Source organism: Microbulbifer mixtoriginis (SeqCode) (assembly GCF_052466695.1).
Genome location: NZ_CP174285.1, coordinates 207362 through 229009, shown reverse-complemented (window position 1 = coordinate 229009; position 21648 = coordinate 207362). Strand labels below are relative to the sequence as shown.

The window sequence follows — 21648 nt, the reverse complement described above, 5'->3', positions numbered from 1 at the left end:
GGTAATCACAAAAAGCGCTCAGGCTGAAACGGATTGGTCAGGTCATACTAGTGCGTTAAGCGCAACAGAGCATTGCTTTATTTACGTAAATGTGCGTAAATTTGTGATGAAAATCTCGATCGAGCAATTTTTTATAGGATAGGAGTCTTTATGAAGCGTTCGACAGACCTGGATGATTTCGACCGCAAGATTCTGCGAGCGCTGCAGGAGAACGCCGATTATTCCATGGCGGAGCTCGGAGACAAAGTCGGTCTTTCCCACACCCCCTGCTGGCGCCGTATCAAAAGGCTGGAGGCGGAGGGTATTATTCGCGGCCGAGTCACCCTGCTGGACCCGCGTAAATTGGACCTGGGAGTCACAGTATATTGTTACGTGACCATCCACAACCACGATGAAGAGTCCCTGAATAATTTCGAGACTGCGGTACAGGATGTTCAGGAAGTGGTCGAATGCTATTCAACCAGTGGCGACAAGGACTATGTTCTGCGTGTAGTAGTGGACAGTGTTGAACATTACGAGCAACTGTTAAAACGCTCACTGGTACACCTGCCCAATGTAGCCTCAGTGAATTCCACCTTCGCCCTTAAACAAGTGAAATATACCACTCAGTTGCCGCTCTAGCAGAATAAGAGGCTGAGGCAATACCAGAGCCTCATGAATGAGCCCCATAGTTTGTGGGGCGCAAAAAACCTATCAAGCCAACGCCCGCAGCTTTTGCATTAATTGATCCAATGCCTGTTGCAGATTCAAACCATCACAGCGCAAAGTAATATCCGCATATTTGCGGTAGAGGATCTGGCGCTCCTCAAATAAACTTTCAAAACTTTGCTCCGGTGCTTTGGCTATCCCACGACTTTCATAATTGTGGATTCTCCGGCGAAGTTCATCTGCGGAACATTCCAAAAACACGACTGTGCCCTGCGCACGCAGATTAGCCATTCCCTCAGCACTGTAGACCGCGCTCCCCCCAGTGGAAACCACATGCTTGGGCAGCTGCGCTGCGGCTATGACCTCCCCCTCTATAGCCCGTAAATTGAGGTAGTCACTCTCCGCCATAATTTCCTGTAGTGTTTTCCCCTCCCGCGCCTGAATCAAAACATCTGTATCAACAAAATCCAGGGCCAGCTCTTTGGCCAGCAACACACCCAAAGTACTTTTACCTGCACCCGGCATGCCAATCAGAACAATACTTTTTCTTTTTTTCATCTTTTTACCTGTTCGCAAAAATCAGAGCGAAGCAGTGATCAACGTTAATCGCCGCGGCGAGGGAAAAATACAGCGCGCAGCCAGCCAAATAGGCTATTACCTTGCAGCATATATTTATCCAGCTCATCCATATTGTGAGCCTGGCGGAAAGCATCGGCAAAAAGCGCCTCGCGGGTAATCATTCTCCGTTTGGGGTTAATGGTTTTTATCGGCTTGGCTGGATTCCCTGCTACCACTGTATTGGCTGGCACATCCTTGGTGACCACACTACCCGCGCCGACAACGGAATTATCACCAATGCTTACGCCTTTACAAATAGTCGCACTATCGCCAATCCAAACATTATTCCCAAGACGCACCGGCGCAGTGCAACGAAAAGGCCTGGTACGATTATAGAGGCCATGCCAATCGGAATCAGAAATATAAACATTAGCGGCGATCATACAGGCATCGCCAATTTCTATGGACTGCGCAGCCGATATCCGCACTCCGGGAGAAATCAGCACATAGTTCCCAATGGTAATAAAAGCCTCGCGCCCCTTGTGCCCAAAGGTAGTAAAGCGAATGCACTTTTCCGCATTAGAAATTAAATGGGGATAATTACCCAGGCGAACATTCCCTCCAAAAACATGTACTGAAGAAGGGTCCATCACCTCAGGGTCAACACCTACCGCATCAAATTGAGGAAGTAAAAAATAGTGCGTGCGCCAATTGCGCCAACGCAACTGCAGGCGCTTTAACCAATAAGGCCTATGATCCTTGCGCATAATTAAATATCTACTTGATGGGGCAAACTGCCCACAAAAAATCGCAATTGCTTTTGTGCAAGCGCCGGTTTAGTGTTTGGGCCAAGTAAAATAGCAAGCAGTAAAATATGTCCATTCATTTGCCCATCGATATCCGAGCCATCAAGGGGTTCCTCGCTGCCCACGAGGGCGAAGCGCTCTATCATCTTGCCGCTGAGACCAGCAGCCTCGGCCCCTGCCTCGAAGTAGGCAGCTACTGCGGTAAGTCCACAATCTACTTAGCCTCAGCCTGCAAACTAACCGACAGTGTCGTGTTTGCCGTGGACCACCACCGCGGCTCCGAGGAGCATCAACCGGGTGAGGAATACCACGATCCCGATTTGTTTGACCAAAAAGCCAACCTAATGGACAGCTTCCGAACCTTTCGAGCCAATATGAGAGCGGCCGAACTGGAAGACTGGGTTGTGCCCGTGGTAGCTCCCTCCTCGGTGGCCGCGCGCCACTGGAATACCCCACTGGGCCTGGTATTTATCGACGGAGGCCACTCCCTTGAAGCGGCACTGACCGACTACCGCAGCTGGTCCAGGCATATTGTGCCAGGCGGCTACCTGGCCATTCACGATATATTCCCCGACCCCGCCGATGGCGGCCAAGCCCCCTATGACATTTACAAGCTCGCTCTAGCTTCCGCTCAATTCGAGCTGATCGAAACTGTCGACACCCTGGGCATCCTGCGCCGTATCTGAAGGCAGGCACACCGAGGTAAACAAACCGCTTGCCGGCGTCAGGTCGGCAAGTGCATCTGCCGCAAGCAACATCGCACCCACGGTCCAGGTGGTTTTCTCCTCGGGCCAAACCGCCTGGTCTCGATAGACATACCCTGTCCAGTAGCCACCATCGCTGTCCTGCCAACGGTGCAGGCCGCGATAAATGATCTCCGCACGTGCCCGCTGCTCCGAGGCCAATAGGGCCATAGTCAACTCGCAGGATTCCGCCACGGTCACCCAGGGCTCATCATTGACACAACGGCAACCCAAACCGGCCACCACAAACTCATCCCAGCGCTGCTGTAGTCGTGCACGCGCAGCTTCGCCTGTAAATGCGCCAGTGAGCACAGGGTAAAACCAATCCATGGAAAAACGCGCCTTGCTCTCCCAGGTACGGTCAAAACGCTCAGGCTTACTCTGTAGAGCCTCACCTAATGCCGTGCGTCCCCGCACCCATTCCGGTCGAGCCACCCCCAACACACTGGCAATATTGATCGCGCACTCAAGGCTTTTAAAAACTGAGGCACAGCCGGTAATCAGGGCATCCTCTTTGGGCTGTCCCCCGGCATCCACGGCCCAGTGAATTTCACCGTATTCGGTCTGAAGACCCAGGACAAAATCGATAGCGCGCTCAACCATCGACCAGTACTGCTGTAGAAAACCTTTGTCGCCACTGATCAGGAAATAGTGCCAGACCCCAGTGGCTACGTAGGCGACAAAATTCGTCTCCCGGCGCTCACCGTTATCGATCTCTCCATCTTTATAAGCCGCCCACCAGCTGCCATCCGGCAATTGAATATCCGCCAACCAGCGATAGGCTTTCTCCGCGGCACCAAATTCTCCGGCGATAGCCAATCCCATGGCCGCCTCTACATGATCCCAAGGATCGGCATAGTGCCCTTTAAACCAGGGGATTGAGCCATCGGGTAATTGCTGGGAAAGGATATAGGCTGCGCTATCACGCACAAAACCTACGGGGAAAAGGCTTGTACTCTTTTTGGGGGGCAATACCGTTTCACTCATGGGTTCACCTCCCCTGCCAAACCCAGGGGCTCAGGCGCCCGCTGCTCCGCTTTCACAAAATAGAGCGCGACACTTTTCCCCAAAAGAGGATTCAACAGCTTTTCAGCCACACGCGTGAGTGCGGGCCGCTTCATCAAGTCCCACACTAACAAGCGATGGTAAGCTTTCACCAAGCGGTTATCTGGCTTATCCCAAAACAGACATTTCAACCACCAATAGGGCGCGTGCAGTGCGTGCGCCTTGTGCCGAGCGAAATGGCGATGTCCCAGGGCTTCAATACTCTGACGCAGCTCTCGCTCACGGAAAATACGAATATGCCCCCCCTCCACCTGATGATACGCATCGCTAAGCTGCCAGCAGACCCACTCGGGAAAATACGCCGGCACAGTAGCGGCAAAGATACCTGAGGGTTTCAATACACGGTCAATTTCTGCGAGAACCGCTTTGTACTCATGAATGTGCTCCAATACCTCGGAGCAGATCACTACATCGAATGTGGCGTCGGCAAACGGCAGCTGCAAACCATTGGCAACCCCAAGTAACAGGCGCCCTTTGGCGTGTTCAGAATTATTAAAAGGCTCTGCTCGCTCATTGGCGGTACACACATCATCTAGGCACAAATCGATGCCGTATACATCCACCTCATCAGTGATCATCAAATGAATGGAGTGACGCCCCTCGCCACAGCCCAGGTCCAAAACTTTTTGTCCCGGGCGAAGGTTCAGGTGTTGCGGATCTACAGTAATCATTAAGCAGCCTCCGCACCGCTAACATCTGTATCGACTAAGCCCGTTTCGTTCTGCTGTTGCACGACAGACTCGCCAAGTATTTCCCGGTAGTAAGCCACCAGGTTCGATGCCGCCAAACTCCAACAGAACTTATTTTCAATACGCGCCCTGCCTTGAGCGCCCATATCCGCTTGCAAAGATTTATCCGCCAGAACACGACCAAGGGCCTCCGCCAGCGCATTACTGTCACCGGCCGGGACGACGATGCCGGCGTCGCCGACAACTTCTGGCAGCGCGCCTCCATCACTGGAAACCACCGGGGCCCCACAGGCCATCGCTTCACCCGCAGGCAAACCAAACCCTTCATACAGTGATGGGCAGGCCACTACTGTTGCACTGCGGTAGTGGTTCACCAATTCTTCATTGGAAATCCCAGACACAAACTGCACAGCATCTTGCAGGTTCAACTTCTGCAACAGCTTTTCGGTAGCGCCACCTTTGCGCAAACGGCCAACCACCAATAGCTCCAGCTCAGGAAAGCGCTCACGCAATCCGGCCATAGCCTGCAGTAAGACTCCAAGCCCTTTGAGCGGCTGGTCCGCCGAAGAGGTCGTCATAATGCGCAAGGGTTGGCGTTGCACCTTGTTATCGGGGCTGAAGATCTCTGTGTCGATACCGTTATAAATCAGGTGTATTTGCTCCGGCGCCACCCCGAATTGTTCGATGATGTCTCGCTCTGACTGGCGCGATACCGTGACAATATGGCGCAACTTCCTCGAAACCTTGATTTGCATATTCAGGAAGTTGTGCCAGCGACGCACCAACAAACGAAAGCGCCAGTCCGGCGCCGCATCTAGGGCTAGCTGGCGATCGCGGGTAATGGGATGGTGAATAGTGGCAACAACTGGGAGGCCGCTGCGCTCGATATCCAACAGCCCATAGCAAAGCGATTGGTTATCGTGAACTATGTCGTATTGGTGACCATGCTGACGTAAGTATTTACGCACGCGACGACCAAAAGTATATGGCTCGGCAAAACCGCCGGTCAGTTTACTCAGCCATTCAAAGAAGTCTGCCCAAGAGAGCAGATGTTTTGGTCTAAGGGCACGGCTGGGTTTTTCTACTTCATAGAGATTGAGTCCGGGCATCTTGATCAAGTTCACCCGCTCATCCAGCTCTGGGTAGGGCTGGCCGGATATCACATCGACCGAATGGCCGGCATCAACCAGAGCCTTACTCAAGTAACGGAGATAAATTCCCTGGCCACCACTGTGCGGATGACTGCGATATCCCAGTAGACATATTTTTAGTGGCCGTGTCTCGCTAGCCATTGGACCGTCTGCACAATTTCCCAAGGCGGTCATAGATTCCCCATCTGCTTGTTCTGAGACCCACACTCATTAATCAAAAAGGCAGCGCCCTGCTGTGAAGCCTGGCTATAGCAATCGACCAATCCGGGGCTCTACGCTGATAAAGCGGAAGAATACACTGGCGGGGAAATGACTGCTAGGCAGAAGTAATCCACTCTCTTGGCCAGTCTGCCCTTCCGCGTGGCTTCTGAAGCCAAATAAAGTACGCGGCGAACTTCTATCAATTACATTATCGGCCGATGAACTACACCAGATCTCTGCGCTGCACATACCCCATTTAAAAATATTTTTGCCTGCGCCAGGTTTACTCTCAGCCCAGCCATCAGAGGCAGGATGAATAGAAAGAAAAGTGTGACAAGAGTTTTTTGGCAAAAGAGCTGAGAAAATAGCCTATGTATTTATTTTTGACCGGCAAAAAAATGCCCGCCAAAAGGCGGGCCAGGTTTCTCGAACACACTTTCAGGAGGAGAGTTTCAAGTACGTTACGCACTTAAATTTAGGTATAGCAGAGTATCGATCTCTCCTGTATTCCTGCCGGCATTCCTGTCGTAAAAGCCGTTCAGTATTTATGCCGCCGGTACACGAGAAACCGTGATTAAACCCGATGCAAATAACTTTGGTATTCCACATCGGTAACTCGAGCGCCAATCTCCGCCATCTCCTGACGCTTCAGCATAAGGAAAAGTTCGACAAACCGAGGATCGAGATATTCTCTCCACAACGCACTCTTATCAAAGCGCTTCAGTGCCCCACTCCAGGTATTAATCAGTTGCTCGCTTTGCACCTGATAGGCATCGCCTTCAACTGGATCGGGAGCCTGTAACTGGTTCTCAATTCCGTGGCAAACACCGGCCAAAATACCCGCCAAGACCAAGTAGGGATTCACATCGGCACCGGCAATGCGGTGTTCGATACGACGAGCCTCGGGATTACTGGCTGGTACTCGCAAAGTGGTGGTGCGGTTGTCGTAGCCCCAGCACAAATTCAGCGGCGCGTGAGAACTCTCTTGGAAGCGGCGGTAGGAATTGCTGTGTGGCGCAAAGAATGCCATTGCATCATTGGCGGTTGCCAACATACCTGCAGCTGCCTGACGCAGCAGCTCGGAGCCCTCTTCACTGCCATCATCAAAAACATTTTTACCATGGCTATCAATCAAACTCATATGCACGTGCATACCGTTGCCAGCCTGATCCCCAAAGGGTTTAGCCATAGTGCTTACACGGAAGCCGTGACTGCGCGCCACGCCTTTCAGAAGGCGCTTAAATAACAGAGTTTGATCCGCCACCTTGACAGGATCGGCACTGTGCAACAGATTGATTTCAAACTGACCGGGCGCACACTCTGAAAGCACTGAATCAGCTGGAATACCCTGCGCCTCACAAGCGGCACGCACATCGGCAAAAAAGTGACGCTGCGCGTTCAGCTCAGACAAATCATATACATCGGTAGAGGGCACCAGTTCGGCATCGTTGTCGCTGACTGGGCGCGGGCGCGCCAAGTGATCAACGTCATCGCGCAACAAATAGAATTCCAATTCGGTGGCACAGACTGCGGTATAACCGAGCTTCTGCAGGCGATCCACCACCCGCTGCAGCTGGGCACGTGGATCGGCATAGAGCGAAGAGCCATCCGCCTCGTGCAACTGCATATGCAGCTGTGCTGTTACCTCCCGGTGCCAGGGCGCCAGACTGATCGGCGATACCGGCAGACAAACACCATCACTGTCACCACTGGCAAACACCAGAGGGCTATCTTCAATATCCCGCCCCCAGATATCCAGGCTGACAGCGCTACGCGGCATTTGCAGGCTTCCCTTCAGCAGCTTCTCCGCCGCTTCTGCTGGTAGCCATTTGCCGCGGGGGACACCATTGATATCGAACATAAAGCCTTCAATCCACTTTAGGTCCGTGTGTTCTGCCAGGAATTTGCGCGACTGCTCCAACAGTTCTGGTTGGGCAGTAAATTCTTTTTCTTGTGACATAAGTTGCCTGAGGTAATCCTGTCAAACCGCAGAAGCGGCCCAGAGCGGTCACCTGCATTCTCCGTTGACGGATAGTGGGTGACAGCCTTGCGCCGCTTCCAAAAAAGGGGCTAGACCCCGAGTTTACGCTAGAGCTTTAGCGGTGTCGTCAAGTGCGCGATGCGCTTTTTCCACAAGCTCATCCACCTGCTCAGTGGTAATAATCAGTGGCGGCGCAATCACCATGGCATCACCCACGGCACGCATAACCAAACCGTGCTTGATACTCAGATCACGACATACGCCACCGGCAGTGCAGTCATCATCAAAGCGGGCGCGGCTGGCCTTGTCTTTCACCAGCTCCAAAGCGCCGACCATACCCAGGCTGCGCGCCTCACCAACGATGGGGTGCTCTGCCAACTCTGCCCAACGTTTGGCAAGATAAGGGCCAGTCACATCACGCACATTCTCGATAATCTTCTCATTGCGCAGGATATTAATAGTGGCCAGGCCTGCCATACAGGCCGCGGGGTGCGCAGAGTAGGTGTAGCCGTGAGTAAATTCCCCGCCCTTGCTCTTGATCACATCAGCAACGCGATCACCTACCATGGTACCGCCGAGAGGGAAATAACCATTGGTCACCGCTTTGGCGAAAGTCATCAGGTCCGGCTTGAGGCCGTAATAATCTGCACCAAACCATTCACCAGTGCGCCCGAAGCCGAATATCACCTCATCCATCACCAACAGAATGTCGTATTGATCCAATACTTTCTTCACTTCTGGCCAGTAGGTTTCCGGCGGAATGACCACACCACCTGCACCCTGGATAGGTTCGGCAATAAAGGCGGCCACTTTCTCAGGGCCCAGCTCCTGGATTTTTTCATCGAGGCTGCGCGCGGCTTGAATACCGAACTCCTCTGGGGACATTTCCCCGCCCTCGGCAAACCAGTAAGGCTGCTGCACGTGTTCAATGTAATCCAGCGGCTGGAACTGTTTGTGCATACCGCTCATGCCACCCAGGCTGGCACCGGCGATGGTGGAACCGTGATAACCATTTTTGCGGGAAATCACAATGCGCTTCTCGGGCTTGTCCTGCAGATCCCAGAAACGGCGAATCAGGCGCAAATTGGTGTCATTCGCCTCAGAACCGGAGCCGGTGAAGAACACATTGCTCATACTGGCGGGAGTTACTTCTGCCAGGGCATCTGCCAGCTCGATAGATGGCACGGTAGTGCACTGGAAGAAACTGTTATAGAACGGCAGGGTATTCAGCTGCTCATAGATTGCATCGCTAATTTCCTTGCGACTATAACCCAGGTTGCAGCACCACAAACCAGACATGCCATCCAGTAGACGATTACCATCGATATCGGTGATATAAGCGCCTTCAGCACTGGTGATCACCCGGGTGCCCTGTTGCCCCAAGTCATTGAAGTCGGTAAAGGGGTGCAGCAGGTGCTCGCGGTCGTGTTGTTGCAGCTCACTTTTGTTCATATTTCGCTCCTGGCTTTGCTCTGGGGGCTCTCCACAGCACCGGACGAGAGCCCGCATGCATCGAATGAGTCATCCCGCAATTGATCACCTACCCTCCGGAGCCCATTAACGTGCTTTGCCGGACAGGGTATTGCTTCCAAAATTTGTGATCACATTCTAGTGGCGAGACTGACGGAAGCGCAAGATCTATCTATGCCTCAGGGTAACAATAGGGTCCAGAACCGCAGTTACCCTTAGCTAGGAGAAAATCTTGAACTGAAATTGCGGCAACAAGAACCCTTACAACAGGGATACGTGAAGACTCTCACAGCGACCTATCAAGATGGCTAAAAAGGTCGGGCTTGTTGGCCTGGGCTGGCTCCTATAAAAATGACTGTAAAAGCGCTGGCCTAAGCCCTAGAGTAATTCTTCGGCGGGAATTGAGCCGAGCCCCTCCTCAATATCCTGACGAATAGCAAGGCGCACTCGCGCCACATCGCCATCGGCAATCGCACCTAGCAGGTCCTCGTGGCGGTCCGGCAACTCTTGTACACCGAAGCGCTGGAACACCAGGTGCTGCAGGGGAGCTGTTTGCAGCCATAGGCTCTCTATCAGCGAGAGGATGATATGGGGATGCCCCAGGCGATAGAGGGTAAAGTGGAAATCGAGATTGGCCGTCACATACTCCTCGATATCCTTCTCTCTGAGCGCTTTAGAGACTCGAGCATCTAGCTGTCGTAACCGCTCGAGGGCCCCCCGTCCTACAAAGGGCAGCGCCTGCTCTGCGGCCTGACACTCCAGCGCAACCCGTGCCGCACAAATCTCTGCGAGCTTTTCTGGCGTCATAGTGGGCACAGTGACACGGCGGGTATCAGACAGCTCTAGTGCTCGCTCCGAGGTCAGGCGCCGCAAGGCCTCACGAACAGGCATCGGGCTGCAATTCAAGTCCGCCGCCAAACCCCGGATAGTGACCGGGTGCCCCGGCAAAAACTTGCCACGCAGAATGGCATCTCGCACCTGAAAGTACACACGCTCTTGAGTAGTGCGAAACTCCTCCTGCGGAGGGCTAAATTCTGGTGCCATCTTCATGCGGCCCCAACCTTTTGCAACTTATGGGGCAAATCATCGGAACCCACTTCGATAAGATGATCTGCTACCCGGCCGGTCTGCCAGATTTCATAAAAGTCGTCTGCCACCTGCCGGCTCATTTCCACCACTTTTTTCCAATAGCGCACACGCTCATCCGAGGGCATCTTATAAAAGTCGTTGCGATCCGGGATCTTGCCAAATGGTAACCGCTCCACAAACCCCGGCGACGGTGCGATCAGTAGTGTCGACATCATGGCATCGCCACGCACACGTCGCCAGGACAACCCCTTGTCGAACCAACCGGGCACCATAAACGGGAAGAAATGCGGGTAGAGCACTAATCCACGTGGATGACTGAAGCGCAAATCAAAGTGGTAGTCTGTAATCCCGCCATCGCGATAATTTCCCAAGGGTGCGCCAGCCGGGTTGCGCACACCCGCCATTACCAGTGGTATAGAACCACTAGCGAGCACCACCTCACGAACATTCTCCCGAGTGAGAGGGGCATTCGCCGTACTCAGATTGCCAAACTTCACAGTAGCCTGGGCCCGGGAGTGAAACACTACACGCTCCCAAAAGGCTTTAAGGCTATGCCTGGAAACCGCATTGACCAACGCAGACGTAAAGAGCGCCGGGGCCAGAATGGCTCGCTTTTCACTTGCCAAGGGGCCACGCCCACGCGCTGTCACGAAGTGACTCTGCCACAAGGGATTTTCCACCACCTCGCGCGCACCACTTCCCCCTAACACTTCCTGTAGAATCGCGCCACCCGTCGCCGTAATCTCAGCCGGGGTAGGCTTGGTATCGCCGTAGCTCTGGTGAATATATCCATATTCCAGACGTTCCAGCGCCGCCAAAGGATTCTCCATGGCGTAGCACATATTGCGAAAACTGCCGATTGATGAACCCAGCGTCGCAATAGGCTCACTGCGACCTTTGAAAAAAGCCCCCATAAGAACCCGATCCAGCTGACTGATAACCAGCCACTTGGGACCCCCAGAAGCTCCCACCAAGGTTGAGAACTGCCCCTGATGTAATCCCTCCTCGCGAACCCTACGCGCCGCTTTGGCGCCGGCCAGTAAAATGCAACTGCGGTTCTTCACATAAATTCCTTATCAATTTACCTAAAAGCCAAAGTCAAATGAGAGCCTTGCCAGGGCCAATTACCACTCGCCGCTGTTCTCCATCGACTTCCAGGGTTCCCTCGGTTCCAGGGGCTCGCCATTTTGTAACAGTTCAATTGAGATACCGTCCGGCGAACGGAAAAAGGCCATATGGCCATCGCGAGGGGGACGATTGATCGTAACCCCCGCATCCATCATTCTCTGGCAGACGGCGTAGATATCATTCACTCCATAAGCCAGGTGGCCGAAGTTTCGCCCGCCACTGTAGGGCTCCGAATCCCAGTTGTAAGTGAGTTCCAGCGTGGGCGCTTTATGCTGGCGAGCACTATCGACATCCTCAGGGGCCGCAAGATATACCAGGGTGAAACGCCCTTTGTCATAATCTTTGCGATGTACCAACTGCAAGCCCAACTTCTCACAGTAAAACTTTAAGGATTCTTCCAGGTTGGCCACACGGACCATTGTGTGCAGGTATCTCACCCTCTACTCCTTCCTGTTGCCAGGATCTACAATCGCGGAATAATAAATAATTCAGCTTCGCCTGGCGAAAAGTAAATGTATAAAAAATTCTATCGTGCATTTTCTCAAGCACCCAGCGGCAGCCCATCCTCCATGCTGCACATGGCCTGTCACTCCCATCATTACTGGCCCGATGTAACCTTGGAGGCAGTCCAACAATACTGGCAGGATGCGGCACTGCTCGCCGATGACAAGTGGGGACCTATTTTCCAGGAAAAAATACCCGCCTGGCAAAGTGCCGTCGCGCGAACACTAAACCTCCCCGACGCTTCTCAAATAGCTATTGTCCCCAATACCCACGAGCTTGTCTACCGGCTACTTAGTGCCTTTCCCATCACTGACCCCCTGCATATCCTCACTACAGATGGAGAATTTTACAGCTTCACCCGCCAGCTGCAGCGGCTGAAAGAATTGCCCAACATACAAGTAACCCATATACCCAAACACCCCTTCTCCACCCTGGCAGAGCGCTTTGAGCAGGAACTGCATACGGGAGACTACCAACTGGCTTATGCCAGCCTGGTGTTTTTCGATTCTGGCGTGGTATTCCCCGACCTATTGCGAATCGTCGAGCAGAAGCCAACCCAAACCCAGTTTGTAGTCGACGGTTACCATGGGTTTTTTGCCCGCCCAATCGACCTGAGTGGTATTGCTGACAAAGCATTTTTTACTGCCGGCTCGTATAAGTACCTGGGTGCCGGCGAAGGGCTGTGTTTTATGAGCATTCCTCGCGGCTGCTCCCTACGACCACTAAATACCGGCTGGTTTGCCGAAATTGCGGAGCCTGAAAATCGCCGTGGCCATGTCAGCTATGCGGACAACTGGCTGAGATTTGCCGGGGCAACTATGGATTATTCCTGCCTGTACAAGGGTCTTTCCATTTTCGATCTATTCCGACGCGAAGGTATCACCGTAGATAAAATCCACCGCTATGTCCTCAATGCCCAAAGTCGCTTCCTGAACACAATGGACAAAAACAGCCACCCGCTACTCAACCGGGAGCGCCTAATTCACCACGACCTGAAGGAGGGCCATGGCCACTTTTTCACGTTCGATTGCGGCACAACAGAAAACTCAGAAAAGCTACAAAAAGAGCTGAAAGCCCGAGCAGTCCTTTGCGACAGGCGCCAACAGCTGCTGCGCCTGGGCTTTGCTATCTACCATGATGAAAATGAAACTTATCAGCAGGTTTTTGGCTCTCCCCAAATAAATTCGGAGGCGCTGTTATGCTGATTAACAGGCTAAGCCAGCCGGCAGCCTCTATTGATCAATACTTTGATCCATACTTTTGCGGACGATGTAACCTTAAAAACTGGAGAGCCCGGACCTAATCATGAAGCTGCTTCTCCTCAACCCAAATACCACAGAATCTATGACGTCACTAATGGCGGGCGCCGCACAAAGGGTTGCATCTCCGCGCACCAAAATCGTAGCAACCACCGCCAAGATCGGCTTTCCTTATATTTCGAGCCGGGTCGAGGCCGAAATTATCGCTAGTGATATCCTCGAGACAATTGCTGAACACCACACACAGGTAGACGCAGTCATCATCTCTGCATTCGGGGACCCAGGTCTCATTGGTGCGCGCCAGTTATTCGACATTCCCGTGATCGGTGTTGCCGAGGCGGCAATGCTGACCGCTTGTGCACTTGGCCAGCGCTTCTCGATAGTCACATTTAGCGATAGTTTGGCGGACTGGTTTCGTGATGGTGTGCTGCGTGCCGGTCTCGAAAATCGCTTCACCGGCATTCGCCTACCTAGCGAGTGTTTCCAATCAATCGAAACTGTACAGGAAGAGCTTAGCGAGAGCTTGGTTCAGCTCGTAGAAGAAGCTGCATATACTGACCGAGCAGATGTCGCCATCCTCGCTGGAGGGCCGCTCGCCGGTCTTGCCACAAAGATTTCTGGCAGGCTGCCGATTCCTGTGGTCGATCCAGTCCCTGCCGCTGTCGTGCAAGCAGAGGGTCTTGTACGGCTCAACCCAGGTATTGCCCGCGCAGGTGGTTTCGCCCGTCCGCCCGCGAAAGACACATTGGGCCTCCCCGATAGCCTCTCCAGGCGAATAGAGCACACAGACTGAGCTTCTTCCAAGACTTCCTTATAATCTTTACTCTCCCGATAGCTCTGGCTCAAAGAATTACGGAGGTTGGATTTAGCCAGCCAGATACAGCTTGCAATTAAGCATCCTAAAAACGAATGCAGCCACGTGTTTCTAACAGACGTCGATACCTTCTTCTCCTGGGTTTTGTTTTCTACCAAGAAAGATGAAACTTATCAGAAGAAATTTAGCTCTGATTAAGTTGGCAGCACTTTCCCGGCCAAGTGGCAAGCCAATATTGCCAAGCAGCTTGTCTACTGCTCCCCGATGATCCGTTATGCTGACCTTCTTGCTCAGCTGCGGTTCAGAAAGGCACTGATATTATTTGGCGCTTAATGCATCGGAGTGATGCCAAATCCATAGCGATTGATAAGGAAAAATCATGAAGTTAGTAAAATTCTCGACAATCACAGTACTTACTCTGCTTATCGCCGCTTGCGGAAATGGGCAGGCTCCCTCCGAACGGGGAACCCTAGTCTCTATTGCGGCCCAAGGTGAGGCACGTCAGGCTCCCGATGTTGCCAATTTGTCTGTAGGCGTGGTAACCGAGGCAGACGACAGTAAGCAAGCCATGCAAGATAATGCCGAACAAATGGCTACGCTAATGAAAGCGATTAAGAAAGCCGGCATTGCCAAGAAAGATATTCAAACCAGCGGCGTCAGTCTTTCTCCCCGCTACCATTATCAGAGAGATCAGAAGCCCAAAATCGTCGGCTATACTGCGCGAAATACCCTCAACATCAAAGTGCGCAAATTGGGTGAGCTGGGAGGTGTACTGGACGACCTCACCGCCGCCGGGGCCAACCAAATTAACGGTCCCAGCTTTGAGATTGGCGAGCCAGAACCAGTAAAAGCTGAGGCTCGCGAAAAAGCCCTATTGGATGCCCAGGAGCGCGCGACTATTTACGCTAAAGCACTGGGCATGAAGGTTCGTCGAATCGTGAGTATTTCTGAACAGGGTAGCGGCGGTATGCCCCGCCCTATGATGTTAAGGGGCCAGATGGAGTCAATGAAAGACAGTGCTTCAACCCCTATTGCCCCCGGTGAGACTACCGTAGCTGTCAATTTGGACCTGGTCTTCGAACTGAAATAATCAATTGCTTCTATACCGGCCCTGCAACTCTATGCGGTGCCGGTATTCTACTCACAACTGTCAACCATTCCCCTCATGCTCCAGAAATACCTCCACTGCCGGCTCGCTGGGGTATTTAAAAACCTTGCCTTCCTTCATGACAAACTGCACCCGTTGCAATTCGGAGATATCCTCCAGAGGGTTTCCTGCAACCGCAATAATGTCCGCGAATTTGCCCTCGCTGATACTGCCAAGCTCGTCTTGAATTTGCAGTAATTGTGCGGCATTCCAGGTTGCAGAGCGGATGGCGTCGGCAGGAGTCATTCCCCCCTGTACCATCAGTACAAACTCCCGAGCATTCTCTCCGTGCCTGGTGACCCCTGTATCGGTGCCAAAAGCAATTTTGACACCACGCTTATAAGCTTTGGAAAAAGTATCCTGCATTAACGGGCCCATAGTTGCTGCCTTGGGGCGCACAATATCTGGCAGGAACCCTTCGATTGCAGATTTTTCAGTCACCCACTCCCCCGCCATCAGTGTCGGTACAAACCAGGTACTATTGCGCCGCATCAGGTCCATTACTTCTTCATCCATGTAGGTGCCGTGCTCAATTGAGTCTACTCCAGCACGGATAGCACGTATCATCCCCTCCTTACCATGGGCATGTACCGCCACGGTAAAACCATAATCTTTGGCAGTGGCAACAATTGCCTCCAATTCATCCTGCATAAATTGTGGATTTTGCCCACTTTTGGCAACGCTCAGCACCCCGCCAGTAGCAGTGATTTTGATGAGGTCTGCACCATCCTTATAGCGCTGACGAATCGCCTTGCGCGCGGAAATAGGCCCATCCACAACACCATCGGCCGGGCTGGGATTCCCTACTAAGTCATGGCGGCGACCATTCGTGGGGTCGGCGTGACCACCGGTGGTTGCGATAGATTTTCCCGCAGTGTAAATCCTCGGTCCCTCAATAGTGCCTGCTTCAATCGCTCGCCGCAGACTGACGGTAACATTATCGTGATCACCCAGATTGCGGATGGTGGTAAAGCCCGCCTGCAAGGTACGGCTGGCCGCATCGACACCGCGCAGAGTGAAATCTGCCGGATTCCAGGTATAAGATTCCGTATAAGCACGAGGACCAAACTCATAAGTGAGGTGGCTGTGCATATCCATCAATCCTGGAAGCACAGTGTAATTGCGCAAGTCGACAAGAATTTCCCGCTCCCGCTTGGCAAACCCTTTTTGTACCGACTCAATACGGCCATCCACAATATGAATGGTGCGATTCTCTAACAGTTTTCCATTGCTGCTATTGAAGAGTTTTCCCGCATAAATAGCGAGCTCTTCAGCAGAAGCCTGCTGGCAAAACAGACCGGCAAAAACAGCCAGCGCCGTGACTGTGCGGCGAAAGAAGCAGCCTCTCTTGGAACTTGTGGTCATTGTCGTCACCAGTAAGTCTCTTTTAGATTTGTAATGTTTTTATGGACAGCTGCTCAATTTAACGCAATCGCCGAGGCGAGAGGAAGCCCTATGAAGATCTATGAGTTTGCAAGCGCCCCCAATTGTCGTCGAGTTCGCATGTATCTTGCGGAAAAAGGCATCGAAGTTGAATTTACCCATGTAGATATTACCAAGGGCGAAAACCTCAGCCCCGAATATCGCAGTAAAGATATCAACAGGAAAGTTCCCGTATTGGAACTGGATGATGGCGCTTATATCTCTGAGTCCGTAGCGATTCAACGATACTTCGAAGAACTACACCCGGAGCCGGCACTCTTTGGCCGCGATGCAAAAGAAAAAGCCCTAGTGGAAATGTGGAATCGCCGTGCCGACTTCAACTTAATGTTTCCAGTAGGAATGTGCTTCCAACACGTTTCTGGCTTTTTCAAGGACCGCATGAATGTCTATCCTGAATTCGGCGAGGATTCGGGTAAACGCGCGATAAAATTTATGGGAGCTCTAAACGACCACCTCTCTGATCATGAATTTCTGGTTGGAAATTATTTCTCAGTAGCCGATATCAGCATGGTGTGCAGTCTCGATTTTGGCAAAGTACAAAATCTGCGCCCGGATGCCGAAAAACACCCCCACCTGATCCGCTGGCGTGAGCAACTCAAGCAGCGCCCAAGCTTCAAGGCCTGAGGTAAATTTCTGAAAAACTATTCGGAATAGCCTGCCCAGTGGAGGGTATCAGGTTTTGAAAAAAAACTACTAAACGCCCATAAAAAACGCCCCGGTTTATAAGAAACCGGGGCGTTTTTAGTATGAAATCAATTTTTTATTGATCTTTTGCGGGTAGTACCTCTACAGGACCAATATCCAGGGCTTCAACCTCTCCCTTAATCTTTTCCAGATCGCCAACAATGACCCAAGTAAATTGATCTGGTGCAAGAAACTCTTGCGCAGAGGACTCTACCTGCTCCTTATTCAACGCGGCCACCCTTTGGGGATAATCGGCAATGTAATCTTCCGGCAAGCCTTTTTCCACCTGCCAGTTGATACTGGACAATAACTGCCCTTTGGTTTGGAAGCGTGCGCTCTGTTTTAGCACCTCATCGTTTCGATAGTCCTCCAACTCCTTCTCGGTAATTGGGCGGTTAGTCAAATACTCCTGATATTCTTTGATTAATTCCTTGATAGCCGGGGCTGTTTTATCGGTCTGCACCGGGGCAAACAGAATGTAAGGCCGCTGACCTTCCGTATCCATGGAAACCGCTCGGGCGCCGTAGGACCAATGCTTGTCTTCACGCAGGTTCATATTAACCCGCGAGGTAAACTTGCCAGCAATTGTATTGGCCATCGCATCAAAAGCTTCAGCACCCTGCGGCTGCCAAGGTGGCATCACCAATCCAGCCATGATGAAACTTTGCTGGGCGCCTGGACGATCCAGGAGGTAAACCCTGGCCTTTTCCGGACGCGCCACCTTGGCCACATCAATTTGTGGCAACTCCTCTTTAGGCGCTTTCCAGCCACCCAGAGTTTCATTGAGGAGCGGTTCGATCTCTTTTTCTGTTACATCACCAACAATGGTGAGAGTGGCGTTATCGGGACGCACCCAGGTATTCTGGAAGTTCACCAGATCTTCGCGAGTGATCGACTTAATGCCTTCAGGTGTGCCAGAGCCGGTCAAGGGGGCGCCATAGGGATGCTCGTTACCAAAGAGCAGTGGCGGCAACTCACGCAGTGCCAATCCCTGGGGTTGTGCCTTTTCCTGGGCGATAGCATCCAGGCGATTGGACTTTACCCGCTCGAGATCGGACTCGGGGAAACGGGGCTCGGTAACCACCTTGGAAAATAACTCCAGTGAGGGTTTCAACTGTGACTTAAGGGCACTCATACTGATGGAGTTGTAATCCAAACCACTGCCACCACCAATACTTACCCCTAGCTCCTCTGCTCTGGCACTAAACTCCAAGCTATCGAGATTGCCAGCGCCCTCATTCAACATTTGTGCCGCGACTGAAGCGAGCCCGGGTTTACTTTTGTCTGCTGAGGCGCCACTGCGAAATTGCAGATTCATTAACACAACCGGCGTATCGTGGCGCTCAGCCAAAACAACCCGAAGACCATTTTTCAGGGTAAAGTTCTGCTGCTTAGGTAATTCCAGCTCTACATTTTTATCCACCTCCGGCAGCTTACTGCGGTCTGCCCCCTCGGTGGCTGCGGTGAACTGCTGCTGAGGTTGGATAATCAAAGTGTAAGAGTCATCTTTCAGCCACTGCTCTGCAACATTCTGCACCTCACGAGCGGAAACCTTGGCATACTCTTCAACACCTTTCAGAAGTGCGCCGGGATCGTCATAGTAAAATTCCGAACGGGCGAGGATATCGCTCTTACCACCAAAGCCACCGGTTTTTTCCAATCCTTTTACCAGGCTGGCGAATTCACCCTGCTTAACCCGGCGCAGCTCTTCTGCGCTGACGCCATTTTTAGCAAACTGCTGCAACTCTTTATCTAAAAGCTTTTCCACTTTATCGACAGGCTGCCCCGGCTTTACATCCACCACAATAATCAGCTGACCTGCCAACTGGCGACCGTAATAAAAAGCACTCACACTGGTTGCTACTTTTTCATCCCGAACCAATCGGCGATATAAAAGGGAATTTTTACGATTTGCCAGCAGCGAAGTCATCAGCTCCAGGGCATGCTCTTCCTCACTACCAATGGCGGGGACATTCCAAACCTTGTAAATACGGGTTTGCGGTACTTGGTCGTGAACAACTTCGCGCTTTTTCACCTGGGTGGGTAACTCCCAGTTTTTGATTCGAGGCTGCACTTTAGTACTGGGAATATCAGCAAAATATTTGCGCGCCTTGGCCATCGCCTCATCAACACTGATATCACCGGCAATAACCAAGGTAGCGTTGGCCGGTTGATAGTGATCTGCAAACCACTTCTTTACATCTTCAAGGCTGGCATTATCCAGGTCTTCCATGGAACCTATAGGTGTCCATGAATAGGGGTGATCCGCAGGGAAGGTACTTTTGGCAATAATGTCAAAAGCCTTGCCGTAGGGCGCATTCTCTCCCTGGCGCTTCTCGTTTTTAACCACTCCGCGCTGCTCATCCAGCACCTCCTGGGTAATAGCGCCTTGGAAGTGGCCCATCCGGTCAGACTCCATCCACAGAGCCATATCCAGAGCCCCCTTGGGAACTGTGGCAAAGTAATTGGTGCGATCGTTACTCGTGGTGCCGTTCATATCGGTAGCACCGGAGCGCTGAAAGGGTTCAAAGTATTCGCCGGGAAAGTTCTCACTGCCATTGAACATAAGGTGCTCAAATAAGTGCGCAAAGCCGGTTTTACCCTTCGGCTCATCTTTGGAGCCCACCTTGTACCAGATGTTGGTAGAGACAACCGGGGCCTTGCGATCCTCGTGCACAATAACGGTCAGTCCGTTAGGCAAAACTTCCTTGTGAAAGGGAATATCCAGTTGAGGAGGCGGTACGAATGCTTTCTGATCCGTAGCCGCATCTTTACTGCTGGCTGCGGCTTCCTTGTCCACGGAAAGAGCGTGGGGGGTATCATCGGTAGACTGATTACAGCCGGCAAGACCGGCAGTAGCGATAACGACACTGAAGAACACTGGACGCAAGTCCATATTGTCACTCCCTAGTAATAACCGCGGATTCAGGATGGCAAGTTTAGGCCAGTATCCAATCCATTTACCGGCTCGCCCTCCGCAGTAACGAACCAAAAACCTGGCACCAGAATGAGGCACCAGGTCACTACATCAATCTTGAGACAAAAAAATGGGCACTAAAGTGCCCAAATAAATACATCACAGAGAGAAGCGATGATGCCAATCGCCAGGGATTAGGTCATCGGCACATCTCCCGTGCCGAATTAGGTTATGCTGCCACGGTGCCGGATTTGTTCTCCGTATCACCGGTCACAGAGTGGTGTCCGAAGCGTTCTTCAGCAATACGGTCGGCCACATGCGCTGTGGTCTCGCCAGTCTCGTCTGCACGCACAAACACTTCTTTCATGGTGCTACCGATTTCTTCGATATGGGCCTTCACCTCTGCGGCGTCGTAGTCACCTTTTTGCTGATAGTAAACATCAATAATGCCGCCGGCGTTGATCACATAATCTGGCGCATACAGAATACCTTTCTCGCGCAGAGCCGCTGCATGGCGCTCCTCGGCCAGCTGGTTATTGGCTGCACCGGCCACAGCACCCACCTTCAGGCGGGAAATGGTGTCGTCATTGAGGATGGCACCCATAGCGCAGGGAGCAAACAGATCCACATCCAGATCAAAGATCTCATCTGCGGTCACGGCAATAGCACCCAGCTCAGTTACCGCACGGTCGATATTGTCCTGGAAGATATCGGTCACAAACAGTTCTGCACCAGCGTCTTTCAGTAGTTTACCCAGGCGGAAGCCCACGTTGCCCACCCCCTGAATAGAGACCTTCAGACCCGTAAGGTCGGTTTTGCCCCAGCGGTGTTCGACAGCAGCCTTAAGGCCGACAAACACCCCATATGCAGTGGAGGGAGAGGGGTCACCGCCGAATTCAGAACCCGCGAACAGACCGGACACATACTCGGTGGTCTCGCCAATTACGCTCATGTCGGCAACACTGGTGCCGGAATCCTCTGCGGTAATATAGCGGCCGCCCAGGGTATTGATGAACTCACCCATGGCGCGCAGCAGCTCGGGAGTCTTTTCCTTACGCGGATCGCCAATAATGACGGATTTGCCGCCACCCAGCTTCAAGCCAGCCATAGCAGACTTGTAGGTCATGCCTCGTGAAAGACGCAGAACATCATTCAGAGCCTCGCCGTCATCGGCGTATGGCCACATGCGGCAACCACCCAGGGAGGGACCTAAATTCGTATTGTGTACCGCGATAATTGCTTTGAGACCACTCTTAGCATCTTGGTAAAACGCCACTTGTTCGTGCTTATCGTAGGCGGAATGGGAAAAAATACTCATTAACTGTTCCTCTCCGGAAGGCCGGTTCTACAG

Annotated in this window: 19 protein-coding genes; 6 read left to right on the top strand and 13 right to left on the bottom strand. The window is 52.3% G+C overall.

Annotated elements, in window-relative coordinates:
* Positions 1–150 precede the first annotated feature (150 nt).
* Entirely contained in the window at positions 151–621 is a 471-nt protein-coding gene (locus ACJJI0_RS00990) for an Lrp/AsnC family transcriptional regulator (protein WP_152452743.1), read from the top strand.
* Between the two features lie 72 nt (positions 622–693).
* Here the strand turns inward: ACJJI0_RS00990 and ACJJI0_RS00985 are convergent, their stop codons facing one another.
* Positions 694–1206 (bottom strand): shikimate kinase, encoded by a 513-nt coding sequence (locus ACJJI0_RS00985; RefSeq protein WP_444884282.1) that lies wholly within the window; start codon positions 1204–1206, stop codon positions 694–696.
* A 44-nt stretch (positions 1207–1250) separates the two neighbouring features.
* Positions 1251–1973: an acyltransferase gene (locus ACJJI0_RS00980; protein WP_444884281.1), complete on the bottom strand. Its 723-nt coding sequence runs from the start codon at positions 1971–1973 to the stop codon at positions 1251–1253.
* 107 nt (positions 1974–2080) lie between these two features.
* On the opposite strand from ACJJI0_RS00980, the gene ACJJI0_RS00975 reads away from it, so the two are divergent.
* The gene (locus ACJJI0_RS00975) at positions 2081–2698 is read left to right on the top strand and encodes a class I SAM-dependent methyltransferase (protein ID WP_444884280.1); all 618 of its coding nucleotides are present in this window, start codon (positions 2081–2083) and stop codon (positions 2696–2698) included.
* On the opposite strand, the gene ACJJI0_RS00970 is transcribed toward ACJJI0_RS00975, so the two are convergent.
* The 8 genes from ACJJI0_RS00970 to ACJJI0_RS00935 form a co-directional block, all read right to left on the bottom strand.
* Positions 2633–3742 (bottom strand): prenyltransferase/squalene oxidase repeat-containing protein, encoded by a 1110-nt coding sequence (locus ACJJI0_RS00970; protein WP_444884279.1) that lies wholly within the window; start codon positions 3740–3742, stop codon positions 2633–2635. The two genes, ACJJI0_RS00975 and ACJJI0_RS00970, sit on opposite strands and share 66 nt — an antisense overlap.
* Positions 3739–4491: a class I SAM-dependent methyltransferase gene (locus ACJJI0_RS00965; protein ID WP_444884278.1), complete on the bottom strand. Its 753-nt coding sequence runs from the start codon at positions 4489–4491 to the stop codon at positions 3739–3741. Before ACJJI0_RS00965 ends, ACJJI0_RS00970 begins: the two co-directional genes overlap by 4 nt.
* Positions 4491–5834, bottom strand: coding sequence for a glycosyltransferase family 4 protein (locus tag ACJJI0_RS00960; protein ID WP_444884277.1), 1344 nt, complete (start codon positions 5832–5834; stop codon positions 4491–4493). Before ACJJI0_RS00960 ends, ACJJI0_RS00965 begins: the two co-directional genes overlap by 1 nt.
* 601 nt (positions 5835–6435) lie before the next feature.
* Positions 6436–7821 (bottom strand): glutamine synthetase family protein, encoded by a 1386-nt coding sequence (locus ACJJI0_RS00955; protein ID WP_444884276.1) that lies wholly within the window; start codon positions 7819–7821, stop codon positions 6436–6438.
* 123 nt (positions 7822–7944) lie between these two features.
* Positions 7945–9351 carry an aspartate aminotransferase family protein gene (locus ACJJI0_RS00950; RefSeq protein WP_286036970.1) on the bottom strand — a complete coding sequence of 469 codons (1407 nt, stop codon included), beginning with the start codon at positions 9349–9351 and terminating at the stop codon, positions 7945–7947.
* 339 nt (positions 9352–9690) lie between these two features.
* Positions 9691–10362, bottom strand: a complete 672-nt coding sequence (locus ACJJI0_RS00945) for a GntR family transcriptional regulator (protein WP_444884275.1) — start codon at positions 10360–10362, stop codon at positions 9691–9693.
* Positions 10359–11465: a hypothetical protein gene (locus ACJJI0_RS00940; protein WP_444884274.1), complete on the bottom strand. Its 1107-nt coding sequence runs from the start codon at positions 11463–11465 to the stop codon at positions 10359–10361. Before ACJJI0_RS00940 ends, ACJJI0_RS00945 begins: the two co-directional genes overlap by 4 nt.
* Before the next feature lie 60 nt (positions 11466–11525).
* Positions 11526–11966, bottom strand: coding sequence for a VOC family protein (locus ACJJI0_RS00935; RefSeq protein ID WP_444884273.1), 441 nt, complete (start codon positions 11964–11966; stop codon positions 11526–11528).
* Positions 11967–12041: 75 nt separating this feature from the next.
* Here ACJJI0_RS00935 and ACJJI0_RS00930 point away from each other — a divergent pair, with 75 nt between their 5' ends.
* The 3 genes from ACJJI0_RS00930 to ACJJI0_RS00920 all read left to right on the top strand — a co-directional run bounded on the left by ACJJI0_RS00930 (position 12042) and on the right by ACJJI0_RS00920 (position 15196).
* Complete coding sequence (locus ACJJI0_RS00930; protein WP_444884272.1) at positions 12042–13238, top strand: hypothetical protein; 1197 nt, start codon at positions 12042–12044, stop codon at positions 13236–13238.
* Positions 13239–13338: 100 nt separating this feature from the next.
* On the top strand, positions 13339–14085 hold the full coding sequence (locus ACJJI0_RS00925; RefSeq protein ID WP_444884271.1) for an aspartate/glutamate racemase family protein: 747 nt from the start codon (positions 13339–13341) through the stop codon (positions 14083–14085).
* 400 nt (positions 14086–14485) lie between these two features.
* A complete protein-coding gene (locus tag ACJJI0_RS00920; RefSeq protein WP_444884270.1) occupies positions 14486–15196 on the top strand; it encodes an SIMPL domain-containing protein in 711 nt (236 codons plus the stop codon).
* A 60-nt stretch (positions 15197–15256) separates the two neighbouring features.
* Here ACJJI0_RS00920 and ACJJI0_RS00915 read toward each other — a convergent pair whose 3' ends face one another.
* Positions 15257–16618 (bottom strand): metal-dependent hydrolase family protein, encoded by a 1362-nt coding sequence (locus tag ACJJI0_RS00915; RefSeq protein WP_444884269.1) that lies wholly within the window; start codon positions 16616–16618, stop codon positions 15257–15259.
* Between the two features lie 90 nt (positions 16619–16708).
* On the opposite strand from ACJJI0_RS00915, the gene ACJJI0_RS00910 reads away from it, so the two are divergent.
* On the top strand, positions 16709–17320 hold the full coding sequence (locus ACJJI0_RS00910; protein ID WP_444884268.1) for a glutathione S-transferase family protein: 612 nt from the start codon (positions 16709–16711) through the stop codon (positions 17318–17320).
* A 136-nt stretch (positions 17321–17456) separates the two neighbouring features.
* Here ACJJI0_RS00910 and ACJJI0_RS00905 read toward each other — a convergent pair whose 3' ends face one another.
* Together ACJJI0_RS00905 and ACJJI0_RS00900 are read right to left on the bottom strand one after the other, a co-directional pair.
* Positions 17457–20276: a M16 family metallopeptidase gene (locus ACJJI0_RS00905; protein ID WP_444884267.1), complete on the bottom strand. Its 2820-nt coding sequence runs from the start codon at positions 20274–20276 to the stop codon at positions 17457–17459.
* A gap of 250 nt (positions 20277–20526) precedes the next feature.
* On the bottom strand, positions 20527–21615 hold the full coding sequence (locus ACJJI0_RS00900; RefSeq protein ID WP_252082454.1) for a Glu/Leu/Phe/Val dehydrogenase dimerization domain-containing protein: 1089 nt from the start codon (positions 21613–21615) through the stop codon (positions 20527–20529).
* Positions 21616–21648 lie beyond the last annotated feature (33 nt).

Coding starts and splice junctions, on each gene's coding strand:
- ACJJI0_RS00915 (WP_444884269.1), bottom strand. CDS start 16,618: ATGACCACAAGTTCCAAGAGAGGCTGCTTCTTTCGCCGCACAGTCACG.
- ACJJI0_RS00925 (WP_444884271.1), top strand. CDS start 13,339: ATGAAGCTGCTTCTCCTCAACCCAAATACCACAGAATCTATGACGTCA.
- ACJJI0_RS00920 (WP_444884270.1), top strand. CDS start 14,486: ATGAAGTTAGTAAAATTCTCGACAATCACAGTACTTACTCTGCTTATC.
- ACJJI0_RS00900 (WP_252082454.1), bottom strand. CDS start 21,615: ATGAGTATTTTTTCCCATTCCGCCTACGATAAGCACGAACAAGTGGCG.
- ACJJI0_RS00970 (WP_444884279.1), bottom strand. CDS start 3,742: ATGAGTGAAACGGTATTGCCCCCCAAAAAGAGTACAAGCCTTTTCCCC.
- ACJJI0_RS00990 (WP_152452743.1), top strand. CDS start 151: ATGAAGCGTTCGACAGACCTGGATGATTTCGACCGCAAGATTCTGCGA.
- ACJJI0_RS00960 (WP_444884277.1), bottom strand. CDS start 5,834: ATGACCGCCTTGGGAAATTGTGCAGACGGTCCAATGGCTAGCGAGACA.
- ACJJI0_RS00975 (WP_444884280.1), top strand. CDS start 2,081: ATGTCCATTCATTTGCCCATCGATATCCGAGCCATCAAGGGGTTCCTC.
- ACJJI0_RS00930 (WP_444884272.1), top strand. CDS start 12,042: ATGTATAAAAAATTCTATCGTGCATTTTCTCAAGCACCCAGCGGCAGC.
- ACJJI0_RS00980 (WP_444884281.1), bottom strand. CDS start 1,973: ATGCGCAAGGATCATAGGCCTTATTGGTTAAAGCGCCTGCAGTTGCGT.
- ACJJI0_RS00950 (WP_286036970.1), bottom strand. CDS start 9,351: ATGCGGGCTCTCGTCCGGTGCTGTGGAGAGCCCCCAGAGCAAAGCCAG.
- ACJJI0_RS00945 (WP_444884275.1), bottom strand. CDS start 10,362: ATGAAGATGGCACCAGAATTTAGCCCTCCGCAGGAGGAGTTTCGCACT.
- ACJJI0_RS00965 (WP_444884278.1), bottom strand. CDS start 4,491: ATGATTACTGTAGATCCGCAACACCTGAACCTTCGCCCGGGACAAAAA.
- ACJJI0_RS00985 (WP_444884282.1), bottom strand. CDS start 1,206: ATGAAAAAAAGAAAAAGTATTGTTCTGATTGGCATGCCGGGTGCAGGT.
- ACJJI0_RS00955 (WP_444884276.1), bottom strand. CDS start 7,821: ATGTCACAAGAAAAAGAATTTACTGCCCAACCAGAACTGTTGGAGCAG.
- ACJJI0_RS00910 (WP_444884268.1), top strand. CDS start 16,709: ATGAAGATCTATGAGTTTGCAAGCGCCCCCAATTGTCGTCGAGTTCGC.
- ACJJI0_RS00905 (WP_444884267.1), bottom strand. CDS start 20,276: ATGGACTTGCGTCCAGTGTTCTTCAGTGTCGTTATCGCTACTGCCGGT.